Origin of the sequence: Bradyrhizobium sp. USDA 241 (genome assembly GCF_049739505.1) — a bacterium.
Classification (GTDB): Bacteria; Pseudomonadota; Alphaproteobacteria; order Rhizobiales; family Xanthobacteraceae; genus Bradyrhizobium; species Bradyrhizobium liaoningense.
Genome location: NZ_JBMGPZ010000004.1, coordinates 614044 through 628951, shown reverse-complemented (window position 1 = coordinate 628951; position 14908 = coordinate 614044). Strand labels below are relative to the sequence as shown.

Genomic DNA, 14908 nt, shown 5'->3' with positions numbered 1-14908 from the left:
TCCAAAGACGGTGGGCAGATGCTGCCGCCTTCGGCCTCAGATGCCCCTGCCACCCTGGTTGCCGATCACGCAGCGCCATGCGGCCAGTCGCTCGGCCGGATGCTGGTTCATCCATTCGGCGAGTTGCGGGGCACCCATCAGGCAGGACTGCACCGAGATTTGCGCAAAGTCCGAAGTGGTGACGATCTGCTCGTGACAATTGGCGGGAGAGGCGAGGCTGCAAAGCACGGCGATGATCTTGATCACGACACGTTACCTCCGTCACGGCCGATGAACGTGCGACCGGTTGCCGGTTCGTCCTGCTCCTCGCCGGCCAGGTCCGCCGGCGGGAAGATGCTGTCGTAAATGGCGCGTGCCTCCTGGATGAGGCGCGCTCGCTCGCGCTCGGATTTCGAGACAAATCGAATGACTTCGCCCATGGTGGCTCCAAATTTCAACTCATGAGTCTGTCATGAGATGACGCAAAACATTCAATCATTATCTATGGTGCCGCCGTCGACCTTGAAGCGGCGCGGCAGTCACGACCGAATAAAAAGCGCGTGACCGCGCTGCTGCACCCCAACGTCCCGGTGTTTCTCGCGTTGGGTTGCAAGCCCGCGCACCACCTCATGTCAGTTGCGCGGCTTCAGCAGCCGAGCGGGGGAATGCTTGTGTCGGCCTGTCCTTGCGCTCGTCGGCAAGAAAAGTCTCACGAAGAAATGCTGCCGGAGCGAATATGTTTCGCCTCTGCGGCGTGCAAGTTCTTGGAACGATCTCGAATCCGGTGAATCCGCCCGACCAGTCCCTCAGGCCGCCGGCGCTTGCTCCTTTCGTCCCGGCACCGCCGCGAGCAGCTCGCGCGTATAGGCATGCTCGGGCGCGGCGAACAGCTGCGCGGTCGGCTTCAACTCGACGATCGCGCCGCGTTGCATCACCGCGATGCGGTCGCAGATCTGGGCTGCGACGCGCAGGTCGTGGGTGATGAACAGCATCGAGAGGCCGAGGCGCGCCTTGAGGTCTTCGAGCAGCTTCAATACCTGCGCCTGCACCGAGACGTCGAGCGCGGACACGGCCTCGTCGGCGACGATGATCTCCGGCTCGAGCGCAAGCGCGCGCGCAATGCCGATGCGCTGACGCTGGCCGCCGGAGAATTCGTGCGGATAGCGTTCGAGCGCACCGGCGTCCAGGCCGACCATCTTGAGGAGATCGCGAGCGCGGTCGAACGCGACCTTCGGATCGATGCCGGCCGCGATCGGGCCGTCGGCGATGATGTGACCGATCTTGCGGCGCGGATTGAGCGAGGCGAATGGATCCTGAAAGATCATCTGGATGCGATGACGCTCGGCGCGCAGCGCCTTGCCGGAAAGCGAGGTCAGGTCGGTCTCACCGATCCGCACCGTGCCGCGGTCGGCCTCGATCAGCCGCATCACCAGGCGCGCCACGGACGATTTGCCGGAGCCGGATTCGCCGACGAGGCCGAGCGTCTCGCCCTTGAGGATGTTGAAATTGACCGCGCGCGCCGCATCGACGCGGCGGTCCTCGCGAAACCAGCCGCCCGAGGTGACGTAGGTCTTGTCCAGCCCGATCACCTCGACGGCCCTGGCCCGATCGTCGAGAGGAGCGCGCGCCGGCGGATCCATCGACGGCACGGCGGCGAGCAGCGCCCTGGTGTAGTCGTGCTGCGGCGCGCTGAAGACGGTCGCGGCAGGACCTTCCTCGACGACCTTGCCGTGCCTGAGCACCACGACCTGGTCGGCAATGTCGGCGACGACGCCGAAATCATGGGTGATGAACATCACCGCCATGTTGCGGTTGCGCTGCAGATTGCGGATCAGCTTCAGGATCTGCGCCTGCGTGGTGACGTCGAGCGCGGTCGTCGGCTCGTCCGCGACCAGCACGGCCGGCTCGAGCGCGAGCGCCATCGCGATCATGGCGCGCTGGCGCTGGCCGCCGGAGAGCTGGTGCGGGTAGGCGCGCACGATTCGTTCGGGATCGGGCAGGCCGACTTCGCGTGCCAATGCGAGCGCCCTCGCGCGGCGCTCCCTCGGCGTCAGCAGGCCGTGCGCCTCGAACATCTCCGCCATCTGGTCGCCGATCCGCATCAACGGATTCAGCGCCGTCATCGGCTCCTGGAAGATCATCGCCAGCCGGCGGCCGCGCAGATCGCGCCAGCCGTCGTCGTCGAGCTTGAGCAGGTCGCGGCCCTCGAACATGATCTCGCCGGCCGTGACGTCGACCGTATCGGGCAAGAGGCCCATCAGCGCGTGCGCGCACATCGATTTGCCGGAACCGGATTCGCCGACCACGCAGACGATCTTGCCGGCCCGCAGGTCCAGCGAGATGCCGTCGACGGCGTACGGCCGTTCGGCGCTCTTGGGCAGCGCGATCCGCAGGTTCTTGATGGAGACAGTGGCGGGGGCGGTCATGTCAGCGTCCCTCGCGCGACAGGCGCGGATTGAGCGCGTCGTTGAGGCCTTCGCCGATCAGATTGAGGCCGAGCACCGAAATCAGGATGGCGATGCCGGGAAACACCGTGATCCACCACGCCTGGCGGATCACGGTACGGCCGGCGCCGACCATGTAGCCCCAGGAAATCAGATTGGGATCGCCGAGGCCGAGGAACGACAGCGAGGATTCCAGGAGGATCGCGGTCGCCACCATCAGCGAGGCGAGCACGATCACGGGCGACAACGCGTTCGGCAGGATCTCGCGCAGGATGATCCAGCTGTTGCTCTGGCCGGTGACCACGGCGGCCTGGACATATTCGCGCGTGCGCAACGACAGCACCTCGCCGCGGACGAGGCGGGCCACCGGCGGCCAGCTCACCACCGCGATCGAGGCCACGATCGAATAGATCGAGGGCTGCAGGATCGCGACCAGCACGATCGCGAGCGCGAAGCTCGGAATGGTCTGGAAGAACTCGGTGAAGCGCATCAAGGCGTCATCGACCCTGCCGCCGAAATAACCGGCCATGGCGCCGATCGGCACGCCGACGATCAGTGCGACCAGCGTGGAGACGAGGCCGACCAGCAGCGATACCCGTGCGCCGAAGATCATGCCGGCGAACACGTCGCGGCCGAGCGCGTCGGTGCCGAGCGGCACGGTCGAGAGCGTGAACGGCGGCAGGAACGGCCGCTGCACCATGCGCCACGGCGAGTTCGGGAACAGCATTGGTCCGAACACCGCGACGGAGATCGCAAGCAGGAGGATGATGAGCCCGATGACGCCGCTCGGGCTTTTCAGCATCGATTTCCAGAACTGTTTCATGAGGCGAATTCGATGCGTGGGTCGACCAGTCGGTAGACCAGGTCGGTGATGAGGTTGAAGATCAAGACCATGGCGGAGCAGATCACGAAGACGCCGAGCAGCAGATTGTAGTCCCGCTGCAGCAGCGCGTCGTACATCAGGCGCCCGATGCCCGGCCAGGCGAACACGGTCTCGGTGATGACGGCGCCGCCGATCAGCGTGCCCGAATGGACGCCGGCGAGCGTCACGACGGGAAGCAGCGCATTGCGCAGCACGTGGCGGCGCTGGATCACGGCGTCGGAGAGACCTTTCGCACGCGCCGTCTTGACGAAGTCGAGCCGTTTCACCTCCAGCATCGAGGCGCGCGTCATGCGGGTATAGGTCGCCATGAAGAACAGGCCGAGGGTCATCGCCGGCATGATCAGGTGCTGGGCGACGTCGATCACATGGGCAAGCCCCGTATAGTTGCCGCCGACCGTGTCGTAGCCGAAGCTCGGCAACCAATCCATAGTGACCGAGAACAACAGGATGCCCATCAGCGCCACCCAGAAGATCGGCATGGCGTAGAAGATCAGCGCGAACACGGTGATGGCGGTATCGAGGAAGGTGCCGGCAAAGCGCGCGGCGAAGGTGCCGAACAGGACGCCGAGCGCGAGCGAGATCGCGAAGGCGGTCAGTGTTAGCAGCAGCGTCGCCGGCAGCCGTTCGCCGATCAGCTTTGCGACCGGCGCCTGCTGGCGGAAGGAGAAGCCGAGGTCCAGCGTCACGACGCCCTTGACGTAGATGAAGAGCTGCTCGGGCAATGGCTTGTCGAGCCCGAACTTCTCCCTGAGCTGCTTGACGAAGACCTGATCGGTGGCCCCGGCCTCGCCCGCCATCACCACCGCGGGGTCGCCGGGCGCAAGGCGAATCAGGAAGAAATTGAGGACGACGATCGCGAGCAGGACGACCACGCCCTTCACGACACGCTGGGCAACAAAGGAGAGCATCTAGTACCCGGAATCAGAGCTGAGTGATACGGCGGCCTTTGAAACGGCGTTGACGGACCTTTTTCTTGGTCCAGACGAAGGGCTCGGCTCTGTCGTTGTATGCGTTGACGTAGGCATCGATGTGTTCCTGAAGCTGCTTGAGGCTCGTGAAGGAGGTGCCGCTGAGCGACTGCCCCTGCAAGATGGAAAACCATACTTCGACCTGATTGAGCCATGACGCACTTGTCGGCGTGAAATGAAATTGCACGTTGGGGTGGGCCTTGAGCCAGTCCTCGTTCTTTTTATGGGTGTTGAGGTTGTCGAGGATGACGTGAAGCTTGCGGTTCGGAAAAGTCGCGGTGACGCTGTTCATGAAATCGAGAAACTCGACGCGGCGCCGGCGTTTTGAATGGGTCGCGATGATCTTTCCGGTGGCGACTTCGAGCGCCGCAAACAATGTTGTGGTGCCATGCCGCTTGTAATCGTGGCTTTGGCCGGTTAAGGCGCGGCCATTGGGCAACTTCAGATAACCCTGCGCTCGCTCCAAAGCCTGGATCGAGGGCTTCTCGTCCACGCACAGCACAATGGCCTTCGCCGGCGGCGCGACATAGAGGCCGACAACATCGGCGGCTTTGGCCGTAAAGTTCGGGTCGTTGCTCTCGCACCAGGACTTGCGAGCCACCAGGTCAATCTTGTGGCTGCGCAGGAACCGCCAGACATATTGGACATCGACATCGCCCAGCGCCTCGGCCAGCAGGGGGCCGGTCCAGCGCGCAAACCCTTGCGGTGGCGGCTTATCCAGCAGCTTCAGAATCCGCTTGTCGGTCGTCTTCGTATAGATCGGCTGCTTGCCAGGCCGCGGCTTGTCTTGCAGCCCTTCAAGGCCATGGTCGGCATAGCGATGCCGCCAAAGGCTGACAATCCGCGGCTGGACCCCAACTTCCTTGGCGATCGACCGGGTGCTGCGCCCATCCGCCGCCAACAGAACTATCCGCGCCCGCTTCAAATCGCGCTGCAACGTCACCGGTGAGCGACAGCACGCCTCAAGCACCTTGCGATCTTTCCTCGAAAGGTGGACTTCTCTTGCTTCGGGTATCATCCCGACCTTGAATCACGACTCACGTTCCAAGAAAAGTGGGTACTAGACTCGTATGTCAGTTGATCGAGGCGGTCTCGCCGCGAGGAACACCTCTCCCCGACGGGGAGAGGTGAGCGCCGCCGATGCCTCAGCGTCTCGATATGGTTTTCATCGTGAAGCAGTTCGTGCCCTGGAGCGCGACGCCGCGACCGAGATTCTATCGCGGTGTCACATGCATCTCGTCACTTGTCGAGCCATGCGTCCTTGAAGCCGTCATTGACCCCGATCCCCGTGGTGATCAGGTTCTTGACCTTGCAGCGCATGATGGTCGGGAACTGCAGCTCGAGCATCCAGGCCACCGGCACGTCCTCGACCAGGATCTTCTGCGCCTTCTCGTAGATCTCCTTGCGCTTGGAATCCGGCGTCGCGACCGCGCCGTCGGCGAACAGCTTGTCGATCTCCGGGTTGGAATAGCCCTCGACGTTGTTGAACATCTGGCCCTTGGCGATGGCACTGGAGACGTAGTTGCGGCCGACGCCGAGGGCGGGATCGCCGTACTGGTAGAGATAGGTGAAGGCGATGTCGTAGTCCCACTCCGCGATCTTCTGGTTACCGCCGGCAACGTCGGTGGCGATCGTCTCGATGGTCATGCCGACGTCCTGGAGATTCTGCTTCACCGCTTCGCCCCAGCGCTGCCAGGTCTCGCCATAGGCGAGCGGCAGCAGGCGGATCTTCTCGCCCTTGTAGCCGGCTTCCTTCAACAGCGCCTTGGCCTTGGCCGGATCGTACGGATATTTCTTCACGTCGTCGGTGTAGAACTTGATGGTCGAGGCTGAGGGGCCGGTCGCGACCTTGCCGAGCCCGTTCCAGATCACGTCCTTGGCGAAGTCGCGGTCGATCGCATACATGATCGCCTGCCGCACCCGCTTGTCCGCGAGCGGCCCCTGGCGGTTGTTCAGCCACAGCCAGGCCAGCGGCGAGAAGAACTCCCAGCCGGCGCCGGTGACGCAGGTGTCCTTCAGCTTGGACAGCCGCGGCACGTCGAAATTCTCGACCGAGCCACCGGGCAGCACGTCGACCTTGCCGGTCTCGTACGCCACTGATCGTGCCGCGGCGTCGGGAATGACCTGCCAGTAGATCTCGTCGAGATAGGGCTTGCCCTTCTCGTGATAGTTCGGGTTCTTGACCAGGCGGATGAACGAGCCCTTCTGCCATTCCTTGAACATGAAGGGGCCGGTGCCCACCGGCGCGTTGTTGTAGGGATTGGTCTTCCAGTCGGTGCCTTCGTAGAGATGCTTCGGCACCATCGGCATCGAGCCGACCTCGAAGATGCCGAGGAATGGGCCGAACGGCTGTTTCAGCGTGAACACCACCGTGTAGTCGTCGGGCGCCTCGACCTTCTCGACCTGCGCGAGATTGTTGCGGGCGCGCGCGTGGGTCTGCTTCAGCATCTCGATTGAAAACAGAACGTCGGCGGCGGTGAAGGGCTTGCCGTCATGCCAGGTCACGCCCTTCTTGAGCTTGAAGGTGTAGGTCTTGGCGTCCTCGCTGACGCTCCAGCTCTCGGCAAGCTCCGGCTGCGGCTCGAGCTTGGGGCTGTAGCGAAGCAGGCCTTCGAAGATGTTGCCCGATACCATCTGGGTCGGGCCATTCTGGATCTGCGCAAGCATCAGGCCGGGTGGCTCGGGCTGGATCACGGCATTGATCGTGCCCCCTGTTTTCGGCTCTTGCGCCAGCGCCGAGGCCGTGAGGCCGCAAGCCAGGAGAAGACCAAGCAACACTCGTTTTGACATGTCGTATCTTTCTCAAGCGAGGCCAGCCGTGAACGCTTCGCAACGTCCTGGCGCGCAAAGCGACGGTCGGCCCATCCCAGTCCCCATCCGATATCGAGGCTCACACAGTCTCGTTCGGCGCCGCAAGATGAAAGTCTCGACAGTGTTCGCACAAAAAATGTACAGCGCGTCCTGTTTTTGCCGCGAGTCCTTCTGCGACGTCAGGCTGGCTCGCGCCGGGCGACCAGGCGGCCTCGCGGCAATGTCGGTCGTGATTGCACAAGCCTGCGCCTGCGACCAAAAGCATCAGGCCGTCATTCTACGCCGAGGGCCCGCTGCAGCTCCGCAAGCACCTCTGCCAATTTGTCCGTAGTACGAAATATCGTCCTCGGAAAGGACCGCGACGCTGCCGGTGAGCTCATGACCGCCCCCCGCGATCGGTCAGTGGCGGATCTGCTGCGAATTTGATCCGGATCAAAGCCGAGCCACGGCTTTTGCGATCGAATGGCAACTGGCGGGACGGCACTGCGCGTCCCGTTTCCTTGAGCTGTGAGACGATCCATGGACATTCAGGCCACGACCAACCCTGCGGATGACGATAGCGGGCCTGATGTCGCCGGCCTCGATCCCTCGTCGGAGGCGGGCGTGCAGCACTGCCTGCAATTGCTGAGCAATGCCGGCCTGCGTCCGACGCGCCAGCGCCTGGCGCTCGGCCAATTGCTGTTCCTGGGCGGCCATCGTCACGTCACCGCGGAGAGCCTCTACGAAGAGGCGATGGCGACGAACGCGTATCTGTCGCTCGCGACCGTCTACAACACGCTGAACCAGTTCACCGAAGCCGGCCTGCTGCGCCGGATCGCGGCCGACGGCATCAAGTCGTTCTTCGACACCGACACGTCCGTGCATCCGCACTTCTATCTCGAAGGCGAGGATATGCTGGTCGACGTTACCGATGGCCTGGCCTTCACAAAAGTGCCCGAGGCGCTTCCCGGCCACGAGATCGCGCGGCTCGACGTCATCGTCCACCTGCGCCGCAAGCGCATGGCGTAACCCGGGCTTGGCGAATCTCCTACTGCAACCCCGCGCGCCGAAATCCCTCCAGATAGTGTTCGCGATCCCCGTCATTGGCCCACGGCAGTTGCGTCGCGATCCAGTGCAGCGAGATATTGGGTTGGGTGCGACGGAGCTCGCCGAGCGCCATCTCCGCAAGCACTCCGTCGCCCGTCATGCCGGCGGAGACCGCCAGCACGCGGTAGGCGCCGGTGAGGTCGCCGCGGTGGCGGATCGCCTCGCGCGCCAGCGCGATGGCTTCGTCATAATGCCGCTCGGTGAAGCGGGCATAGGCGGCGATGCCGTGATAGATCGCCAGTGACGGATCGCGCGGCGACAGCCGGATCGCCCTTTGCGCGGCCTCGAACGAATCCCGGGAACGTCCGGCATAGGACAGCGCCAGCGCGTAATAACCCTGCGCCAGCGAGAAGTTCGGATTGAGCGCGAGCGCCTGCTCGAACTCGGACAGCGCGTCCGCAAGCCTGCGTGTCGAGAAGCAGACGCTGCCGAGCGCGGCATGGGCCCAGGCGTCCTCGTGGTCGCAGCGCACCGCGGCGAGCGCGGCGGCTTCCGCGACCGGGGCAACCGCGGCCAGCTCGGCCCAGCCGAGATGCACGCCGAACATGTCGTTCACGGCCAGCACCGACAGCGCCTGGCCGTAGTTCGGATCGATTGCAATCGCGCGCTCGAGCAGCGCCCGTGCAGCGTCGTGATCCTGCCGGGTCACGCGCCAATAGTGCGACAGCGCGCGCATCAGCAGGTCCCAGGCGTCCAGGCTCGCGGGCGGCTTGCGATGGGCACGAAAATTCTCCGCCGCGTGGATCTGCGGCTCGATCGCCGCGGCGATCGAGTTGGTGATCTCGTCCTGCACGGCGAAGACGTCGACGAGCTCGCGGTCATAACGCTCGGCCCAGAGATGGTTTCCCGACACGGCGTCGTTGAGCTGCGCGGTGATGCGCACCCGGTTGTCCGCCTTGCGCACGCTGCCTTTGACGACGTAGCGGACGCCGAGCTCCTCGGCGATCTGCCTGATGTGGACCGCGCGTCCCTTGTAGGTGAAGGACGAGTTGCGGGCGATCACCATGAACCAGCGCTGCTTCGACAGCGCGGTGAGGATGTCTTCGCTGATCCCGTCGCCGAAATAGTCCTGCGCGGGATCGCCACTCATGTTCTCGAAGGCGAGCACCGCGATCGCCGGGCGGTCGGCCGCGCGCGGGGGAGTGAGCCTGGTTCCCGCCCGCGCGGGGGACGCTGCCGCTTCTTCCCGGACCTCGCCGACGAAACGAAAGCCCTTGCGCGGAATGGTCTTGATCAACCGCTGGGTCGCGCCGTCGTCGCCAATCGCCTTGCGCGCGGCGTTGATCCGGCTGTTCAGGGCGGAATCCGAGATGATGCGGTCGCCCCAGATCTGGCTGATCAGGTCATCCTTGCTGACCAAACGCGCGCGTTGCGTGACCAGATAAAGCAACAGATCGAACACTTGCGGCTGCAATGGAACGGCCGCCCCGTCGCAAGTGAGCTCCCGCAGGTCACTGTCGAGCACGTTGTTTTCAAAGCGAAATCGCACGTTTTCATCGTCTCAAGCAAAAATCAAAGTCGTCTCAGGCGAAAATCAACCATCCGCGAAAGTCCCGGGACGTCCGATCCGGCATGGTGCGACGACCAAACCGTGTCGATGTCTCGGCACAACGGAGCATTTCATGACCCAAATTGATCAACAGGTTCATTCCATCGGCCCGGAGGTGACGGGCTCTCGCATTTTCAAGTTCATCGCCTTTCTGTACGGAATTGCGGCATATCTCGTGTTTTTCGTCACCATTCTCTACGCCATCGGCTTCGTCATGGGGGTGATGGTGCCCAAGACCATCGACACCGGAAGCGACTCGTCGACGGTCGAGGCCCTCATCGTCAATCTCCTCCTAATGACGCTGTTCGCCCTTCAGCACAGCGTGATGGCACGCAAGCAGTTCAAGGCCTGGTGGACGCAATTCGTGCCCAAGGCGGTTGAGCGCTCGACCTATGTTCTGTTCGCGAGCCTGTCATTGCTGCTCCTGTTCTGGCAATGGCGCCCGCTGCCGTCGGTCATATGGAACGTCGAGAATCCGGATCTTGCCGTGACACTGGTCACGCTGTCCTTCGCCGGCTGGGTGCTGGTGTTCACCTCGACCTTCATGATCAACCATTTCGAATTGTTCGGACTGCATCAGGTGACCGACCATCTCGCCGGCAAGGAGGCGGCGCCGCCGCGCTTCAAGACGCCGCTGCTCTACAAGTTCGTCCGCCATCCGATCTATCTCGGTTTCATCATCGCGTTCTGGGCGGCGCCGACCATGACCGCGGGCCATCTGCTGTTCGCGGCCGTGACCACGCTCTATATCTTCGTCGGCATCGCGCTTGAGGAGAACGATCTCGTCGATCTCTTCGGCGAGGAGTATCGGCAATACAGGCAACGCGTCTCCATGCTTATCCCCTGGCGCCGGTCGGTATAGTCTCGGCCTCGCCCCGCGCGTCCACCGAAAGGAGGACGCGCGGGGCGCCGACGCGCAATGATGATCCCAAAAAAAGAACGGAGACGCCCAAATGAAACATGTCGGAAACTGCTTCTGTGGCGCGGTCACGGTCGAGGTCACGGGTGCACCGGAGGCGATGGGCTATTGCCATTGCCGCTCCTGCCGCTCCTGGTCGGGCGGTCCGGTCAACGCCTTCAGCCTGTGGAAGCCCGAAGCGGTGCGCATCACCGAAGGTGCCCAGAACGTCGAGACCTTCGTCAAGACGCCGGCCAGCCAGCGCAAATATTGCAGGAAGTGCGGCGGCCATCTCATGACCAACCATCCGCCGCTCGGTCTGGTCGACGTCTTCGCCGCCACCATCCCGACGCTCGCGTTCACGCCCGGCGTCCACGTCAACTATGCCGAAACCGTGCTGCCGATGCGCGACGGCCTGCCCAAGCTGAAGGATTTTCCGGCCGAGTTCGGCGGCAGCGGCGAGATGATGCAGGAGTAGCGGCGCCTTCAGTTGAAGGTTCCTCCCTGTGGCCATCCTTCGAGACGCCCGTCTCGAAGGACGAGGCGTGTGCTGAGGCCTCTCCCAATGCCGAAGCTGTCTCTCGAGAGGGCGGCAGAGCGCCGCCCTCGCTGCCTTCTCCAAAGGGAGAAGGACGAAAGACTAGCCGCCGCGGGATTCAACGACCTTGCGGCAGGAGTCCGAGAGCTTCGCCTTGTTCTCGCGCAGACAGGCGTTCATCTGCGGCGGCTTGCCGACATGTTCGGCGCAGAATTTGCTGGCGTCGCCGCGGCAGGCCATTTGCTCCTGGATCGATGGGCCGGACTGTGCAGCAGCGGGCAGGGCGACGGCAGTGAGCAGCAGCGCGGCAAGAACCGAAATCTTCATAAGGCACCTCATTGGAATCGTGGTTGGTCCCGACCGGGATCACGCCGGCCGGACCATCTCGCGAAGCCCAGGCGTGGGTCCATGCCATGTTCATGGCACCGGCTCGGTGTCCCGAGCGCCGTACCCCCATCTTCATGGCATGTATCCCAGCGCCGACTTTTGCCATTCAGGCTGCACCTCGGCTGCGAAACCCGGTGATTGCATCGGGACGCCGAACGGGAAGCAGGAGAGCAAGATGTCGAAGAGAGCTGGAGCGCTGGGCGCCGGGCTGACGATCATGGCCCTGGCGGGCGCGGCGATGGTGTCGCTGGGTACGAGCCCGGCGCAGGCGGTGGTCTATTGCAAGACCGTCGGGGTGCCCAAGGGCTGCGTGGTACGGCCGACCGCAGCGGTGGTGGTCGCGCCGGGAGCTCCGGTTGCGCGAGCTGCGGTGGCGACCCCCGGTGTCGGCGCGCCCGGCGTCGGCGTGCGCGCAGGTACGCCGATGAATCGCGGCGGCCCGGTCAATCGCGTCGGCGTGCGCTGATATTCCATTCGATTGATTTGATTGCATTGCTTCGGGCCAACGGAGCCTGCGGGCGAACCCCCCGTCCTCCGCAGGCAATCACCGGGCCCGTCCCCTCTCTCCGTGCGCCCCACACGTCCGGAGAGGGGGCTTTTCAGCCCGCAGCCATGTCGCTGTCGGGAAAGTGCTGCGGCAATTGCAGGCGCACGCGGGTGCCGGAGGCATCCGAGCTCAGGTCAAGCACCGCACCGCAGCGCGCGGCACGGCTTCTCATGTTGCGCAGGCCACGGGCGGTCTGGCCTGCGGCCGCGGCCTCGCAATTGCCGGCCAGCGCAAAGCCGCGGCCGTCATCCGTGACGCTGATCACGCCGTAAGGCCCCTGGCTTCCGTCATGCGTCTCGATGGTGACCGCGACATGCCGGGCCTGTGCGTGCTTGGCCGCGTTGGTCACGGCCTCGTCGAGGATGCGCACGATCTGGATGACGTGCCATGGCCTGAGCTCGGGATGCAGCGGCAGGCCCTGCGGCGTCGCCACGCGCCAGTCGAGCGCGATGTCGTGCGGCCGCAATTGGGCGGTCGCGCGCTCGCGCCAGGAGCCGAGCGCGAGCATCAGGTCGCCGCCGATGTCGTCCATGGAGTCGATGACGAGGCGCAGGTCCTTCAGCGCCGCGCGGGCCGCGTCCGTGATGGTCGTGCCCTCACTGCCGCGCTCGGACAATGCGACGATGCTCACGAGCTGGCCGCCGAGGCCGTCATGCAGGTCCCGCATCAGGCGCGTGCGCTCGTTGGCGAGCGCGGCGGCGCGGGCGCGCTCCTCCTCGCGGGCGAAGCTCGCCTTCAGCCGTTCCTCGGCTTCACGCACGCGCGTCACGAGCTGGCCGGCAAAGCTGTCGACCTGGTTCAACGCGCGGGCAAAGCGCCAGGTCAGCCCGGCGCCGATTGCGACCAGCATCGCCGAATAGGACAGGCGCGAGACGAAGATGCGATCGCTGGTCTCGATCTCGAGCACCGTAAGCATGTCCTGGATCCAGCAGACCAGCACGATGGTCACCGCGCAGCCGATCATGAAGCTCGCCGCGTCCTGCCGCCGTACCACCGCGGCTGCCGTGACGCAGGCCATCAGGAACAGGCAGAGGCCGACGGTGGGAATGCCGAGCACCAGGAAGAGGATGCGTGGCAGCGGCGGGCCCCCGATCAGCCCGACCACGAACACGACGACGCCGGGCACGAACAGCAGCGTGCCGTAGCGCGGCCAGCGCCAGCCGAAGAACAGCACGCCGAACACGACGACCAGCGCGCTCTCGATCGGCGCGGACGCCAGCAGCACCGCGGCGAGCCGGGATGCGGTGGCCGGCGGCACGGGCGCCTGCGCGAACGCCTGCACCACGCCGAGCACCATCGCCACCGCCAGCACGCCATAGACCGGCTCGCGGCGCCGCATCAGCCACATGATCGCGAGGATGACGGCCAGGATCGCCTGCCAGGCGGAGAACACCACCGGCAGCGTGACGAACAGCAGCGTGCGTGTCTCGTAGGCCGGGCGCAAGGCGGCATCCGGTCCGACATAGACGGTGTCCAGGAAGCCCTTGAGCGGCCCCCACACGAACAGCCGCACCGTGATCTCGTTGCCGCCCTCGCGCAGCAGCGAAGCGGGGATGAGCGCGATCTGCGGCGTATTGCGGTCGGGCCGGTTGGCGTTGGCATCGCGCCGGGAGTCGAGCACGACGACGCCGTTGACGGCGACCTCCACCGCGTTGCTGAAGCGCGGCAGGAACACCGACCAGCCCGAGGCCGCATCGCCGCTCCGGAAGATGAAGACGCCGGTGTAGAACGGCGGGTCGGCCAGGGAGTAGCGCGACGACGTGAAATGCGGCAGCGTCACGGGGCGCGTGACGCCGTCCTCCCGCAGCGCGAATCCGCTGAGCGCAAAATCCTCGGGGTCGCTCGGCTGGAGCAGCCGCAAGCCGAGAATGGTGGCGATCACGATCAGCGCCTGAAATAGCAGATAGGGCACGAGGCGCGAGGCCAGCAGACGGCGCCGCGCGGGTGTGGCTGGTGCCTCCGTAGGTGCTTTGGCCGCGATTTCGCTCACAGCTTGATCAGGCCCTGCTGCACCGCCTCGAACACCGCTTCGCTGCGCGTGTGCACTTCGAGCTTGCGATAGATGTTCTTGATGTGGCCGGGCACGGTCTGCCTGGACAGGCCGAGATGGCTCGCGATCTCGGCATAGCTGAAGCCCTTCGCGATGCCCCACAGGATGTCGATCTCGCGCGGGGTCAGCCTGGCCGTGTTGAGCGCGGGCCCGGGCGGCGGCTCGGCCGAATTCTGTGCGGCTCCCTGTGTTCTGCGCACGATGAAACGGGCGATCGAGGCCGAGATCGGCGAATGGCCGGCGACCAGGTCGCGCACGGTGGTGGCGATGTCAGTGGGGAAGGCGTCCTTCAGCAGATAGCCGGTGGCGCCGACCGTGATCGCGGAGATCACACTCTCTTCGTCGCCGAGCGCGGAGATCACCATGATCTCGGTGTCTGGAAGGCGCTGCCGGGTCTCGCGGATCAGCTCGACGCCGTGGCCGTCGGGCAGCCGCAGATCGGTCAGCAGCACGCGCGGCGCGCCGACGCTCAGGGCCTGCCGCGCCTCCGCGAGCGTGCCGGCGCTACGCACCTCGTAACCGGCCTTGACCAGCGCATCCTGGAGCCGCCAGCAGGTCGGCGCGTCGTCCTCGACGAGGAGGATGGTGATGGCCTCACCCGTCTCGCCCTGTTCGGTCATGATCATCGTCCCGCGACCCGCGTGTCCCCCGCGGCGCGAGCCAAGTTTAACCGCAGCGCGGATGCCGCGACACCCATAATCATGGGGGCGACGATAACTCGGTCCGGCGCCAAGCGCGGATTTACAGTCGTAGGTTTGCGCCTGAGCT

The 14908-nt window shown here is 64.8% G+C and carries 15 protein-coding genes; 4 read left to right on the top strand and 11 right to left on the bottom strand.

The genetic code is table 11. The annotated features are described in order from the left end of the window. Window positions 1-36: 36 nt before the first annotated feature. The 7 genes from ABIF91_RS12760 to ABIF91_RS12730 all read right to left on the bottom strand — a co-directional run bounded on the left by ABIF91_RS12760 (window position 37) and on the right by ABIF91_RS12730 (window position 7064). Window positions 37-246 carry a hypothetical protein gene (locus tag ABIF91_RS12760; protein WP_028178134.1) on the bottom strand — a complete coding sequence of 70 codons (210 nt, stop codon included), beginning with the start codon at window positions 244-246 and terminating at the stop codon, window positions 37-39. Then, window positions 243-419 (bottom strand): hypothetical protein, encoded by a 177-nt coding sequence (locus ABIF91_RS12755; RefSeq protein ID WP_162832007.1) that lies wholly within the window; start codon window positions 417-419, stop codon window positions 243-245. Before ABIF91_RS12755 ends, ABIF91_RS12760 begins: the two co-directional genes overlap by 4 nt. Before the next feature lie 366 nt (window positions 420-785). Beyond that, entirely contained in the window at window positions 786-2405 is a 1620-nt protein-coding gene (locus tag ABIF91_RS12750; protein ID WP_028178133.1) for an ABC transporter ATP-binding protein, read from the bottom strand. 1 nt (window position 2406) lies between these two features. Next, the gene (locus ABIF91_RS12745) at window positions 2407-3246 is read right to left on the bottom strand and encodes an ABC transporter permease (RefSeq protein ID WP_035669824.1); all 840 of its coding nucleotides are present in this window, start codon (window positions 3244-3246) and stop codon (window positions 2407-2409) included. Beyond that, a complete protein-coding gene (locus tag ABIF91_RS12740) occupies window positions 3243-4214 on the bottom strand; it encodes an ABC transporter permease (protein WP_028178131.1) in 972 nt (323 codons plus the stop codon). Before ABIF91_RS12740 ends, ABIF91_RS12745 begins: the two co-directional genes overlap by 4 nt. 13 nt (window positions 4215-4227) lie before the next feature. Next, window positions 4228-5292 (bottom strand): IS630-like element ISRj1 family transposase, encoded by a 1065-nt coding sequence (locus ABIF91_RS12735; protein WP_011084514.1) that lies wholly within the window; start codon window positions 5290-5292, stop codon window positions 4228-4230. 221 nt (window positions 5293-5513) lie between these two features. After that, window positions 5514-7064, bottom strand: coding sequence for an ABC transporter substrate-binding protein (locus tag ABIF91_RS12730; RefSeq protein ID WP_028181401.1), 1551 nt, complete (start codon window positions 7062-7064; stop codon window positions 5514-5516). Window positions 7065-7604: 540 nt separating this feature from the next. Between ABIF91_RS12730 and irr the strand changes: the two genes are divergently transcribed. Further along, entirely contained in the window at window positions 7605-8093 is a 489-nt protein-coding gene (irr, locus tag ABIF91_RS12725) for a Fur family transcriptional regulator Irr (protein WP_028181400.1), read from the top strand. A 19-nt stretch (window positions 8094-8112) separates the two neighbouring features. Here irr and ABIF91_RS12720 read toward each other — a convergent pair whose 3' ends face one another. After that, on the bottom strand, window positions 8113-9660 hold the full coding sequence (locus tag ABIF91_RS12720; RefSeq protein ID WP_028181399.1) for a winged helix-turn-helix domain-containing tetratricopeptide repeat protein: 1548 nt from the start codon (window positions 9658-9660) through the stop codon (window positions 8113-8115). Window positions 9661-9793: 133 nt separating this feature from the next. On the opposite strand from ABIF91_RS12720, the gene mddA reads away from it, so the two are divergent. Together mddA and ABIF91_RS12710 are read left to right on the top strand one after the other, a co-directional pair. Then, window positions 9794-10582, top strand: a complete 789-nt coding sequence (gene mddA / locus ABIF91_RS12715; protein ID WP_028181398.1) for a methanethiol S-methyltransferase — start codon at window positions 9794-9796, stop codon at window positions 10580-10582. A 91-nt stretch (window positions 10583-10673) separates the two neighbouring features. Continuing rightward, window positions 10674-11096, top strand: coding sequence for a GFA family protein (locus ABIF91_RS12710; RefSeq protein WP_035669816.1), 423 nt, complete (start codon window positions 10674-10676; stop codon window positions 11094-11096). A 162-nt stretch (window positions 11097-11258) separates the two neighbouring features. On the opposite strand, the gene ABIF91_RS12705 is transcribed toward ABIF91_RS12710, so the two are convergent. Further along, entirely contained in the window at window positions 11259-11483 is a 225-nt protein-coding gene (locus ABIF91_RS12705) for a cysteine rich repeat-containing protein (RefSeq protein ID WP_028181396.1), read from the bottom strand. 235 nt (window positions 11484-11718) lie between these two features. Between ABIF91_RS12705 and ABIF91_RS12700 the strand changes: the two genes are divergently transcribed. Next, complete coding sequence (locus tag ABIF91_RS12700; protein ID WP_027573323.1) at window positions 11719-12009, top strand: hypothetical protein; 291 nt, start codon at window positions 11719-11721, stop codon at window positions 12007-12009. A 133-nt stretch (window positions 12010-12142) separates the two neighbouring features. On the opposite strand, the gene ABIF91_RS12695 is transcribed toward ABIF91_RS12700, so the two are convergent. Both ABIF91_RS12695 and ABIF91_RS12690 read right to left on the bottom strand, forming a co-directional pair. Beyond that, on the bottom strand, window positions 12143-14080 hold the full coding sequence (locus ABIF91_RS12695; protein ID WP_028181395.1) for a sensor histidine kinase: 1938 nt from the start codon (window positions 14078-14080) through the stop codon (window positions 12143-12145). Further along, window positions 14077-14760 (bottom strand): response regulator, encoded by a 684-nt coding sequence (locus tag ABIF91_RS12690; RefSeq protein WP_028181394.1) that lies wholly within the window; start codon window positions 14758-14760, stop codon window positions 14077-14079. Before ABIF91_RS12690 ends, ABIF91_RS12695 begins: the two co-directional genes overlap by 4 nt. Window positions 14761-14908: the final 148 nt, after the last annotated feature.

Excerpts from the sequence above, each read along its gene's own strand:
- ABIF91_RS12755 (WP_162832007.1), bottom strand. The coding sequence starts at position 419 with ATGGGCGAAGTCATTCGATTTGTCTCGAAATCCGAGCGCGAGCGAGCG.
- ABIF91_RS12750 (WP_028178133.1), bottom strand. The coding sequence starts at position 2,405 with ATGACCGCCCCCGCCACTGTCTCCATCAAGAACCTGCGGATCGCGCTG.
- ABIF91_RS12745 (WP_035669824.1), bottom strand. The coding sequence starts at position 3,246 with ATGAAACAGTTCTGGAAATCGATGCTGAAAAGCCCGAGCGGCGTCATC.
- ABIF91_RS12740 (WP_028178131.1), bottom strand. The coding sequence starts at position 4,214 with ATGCTCTCCTTTGTTGCCCAGCGTGTCGTGAAGGGCGTGGTCGTCCTG.
- ABIF91_RS12735 (WP_011084514.1), bottom strand. The coding sequence starts at position 5,292 with ATGATACCCGAAGCAAGAGAAGTCCACCTTTCGAGGAAAGATCGCAAG.
- ABIF91_RS12730 (WP_028181401.1), bottom strand. The coding sequence starts at position 7,064 with ATGTCAAAACGAGTGTTGCTTGGTCTTCTCCTGGCTTGCGGCCTCACG.
- irr (WP_028181400.1), top strand. The coding sequence starts at position 7,605 with ATGGACATTCAGGCCACGACCAACCCTGCGGATGACGATAGCGGGCCT.
- mddA (WP_028181398.1), top strand. The coding sequence starts at position 9,794 with ATGACCCAAATTGATCAACAGGTTCATTCCATCGGCCCGGAGGTGACG.
- ABIF91_RS12710 (WP_035669816.1), top strand. The coding sequence starts at position 10,674 with ATGAAACATGTCGGAAACTGCTTCTGTGGCGCGGTCACGGTCGAGGTC.
- ABIF91_RS12705 (WP_028181396.1), bottom strand. The coding sequence starts at position 11,483 with ATGAAGATTTCGGTTCTTGCCGCGCTGCTGCTCACTGCCGTCGCCCTG.
- ABIF91_RS12700 (WP_027573323.1), top strand. The coding sequence starts at position 11,719 with ATGTCGAAGAGAGCTGGAGCGCTGGGCGCCGGGCTGACGATCATGGCC.
- ABIF91_RS12690 (WP_028181394.1), bottom strand. The coding sequence starts at position 14,760 with ATGACCGAACAGGGCGAGACGGGTGAGGCCATCACCATCCTCCTCGTC.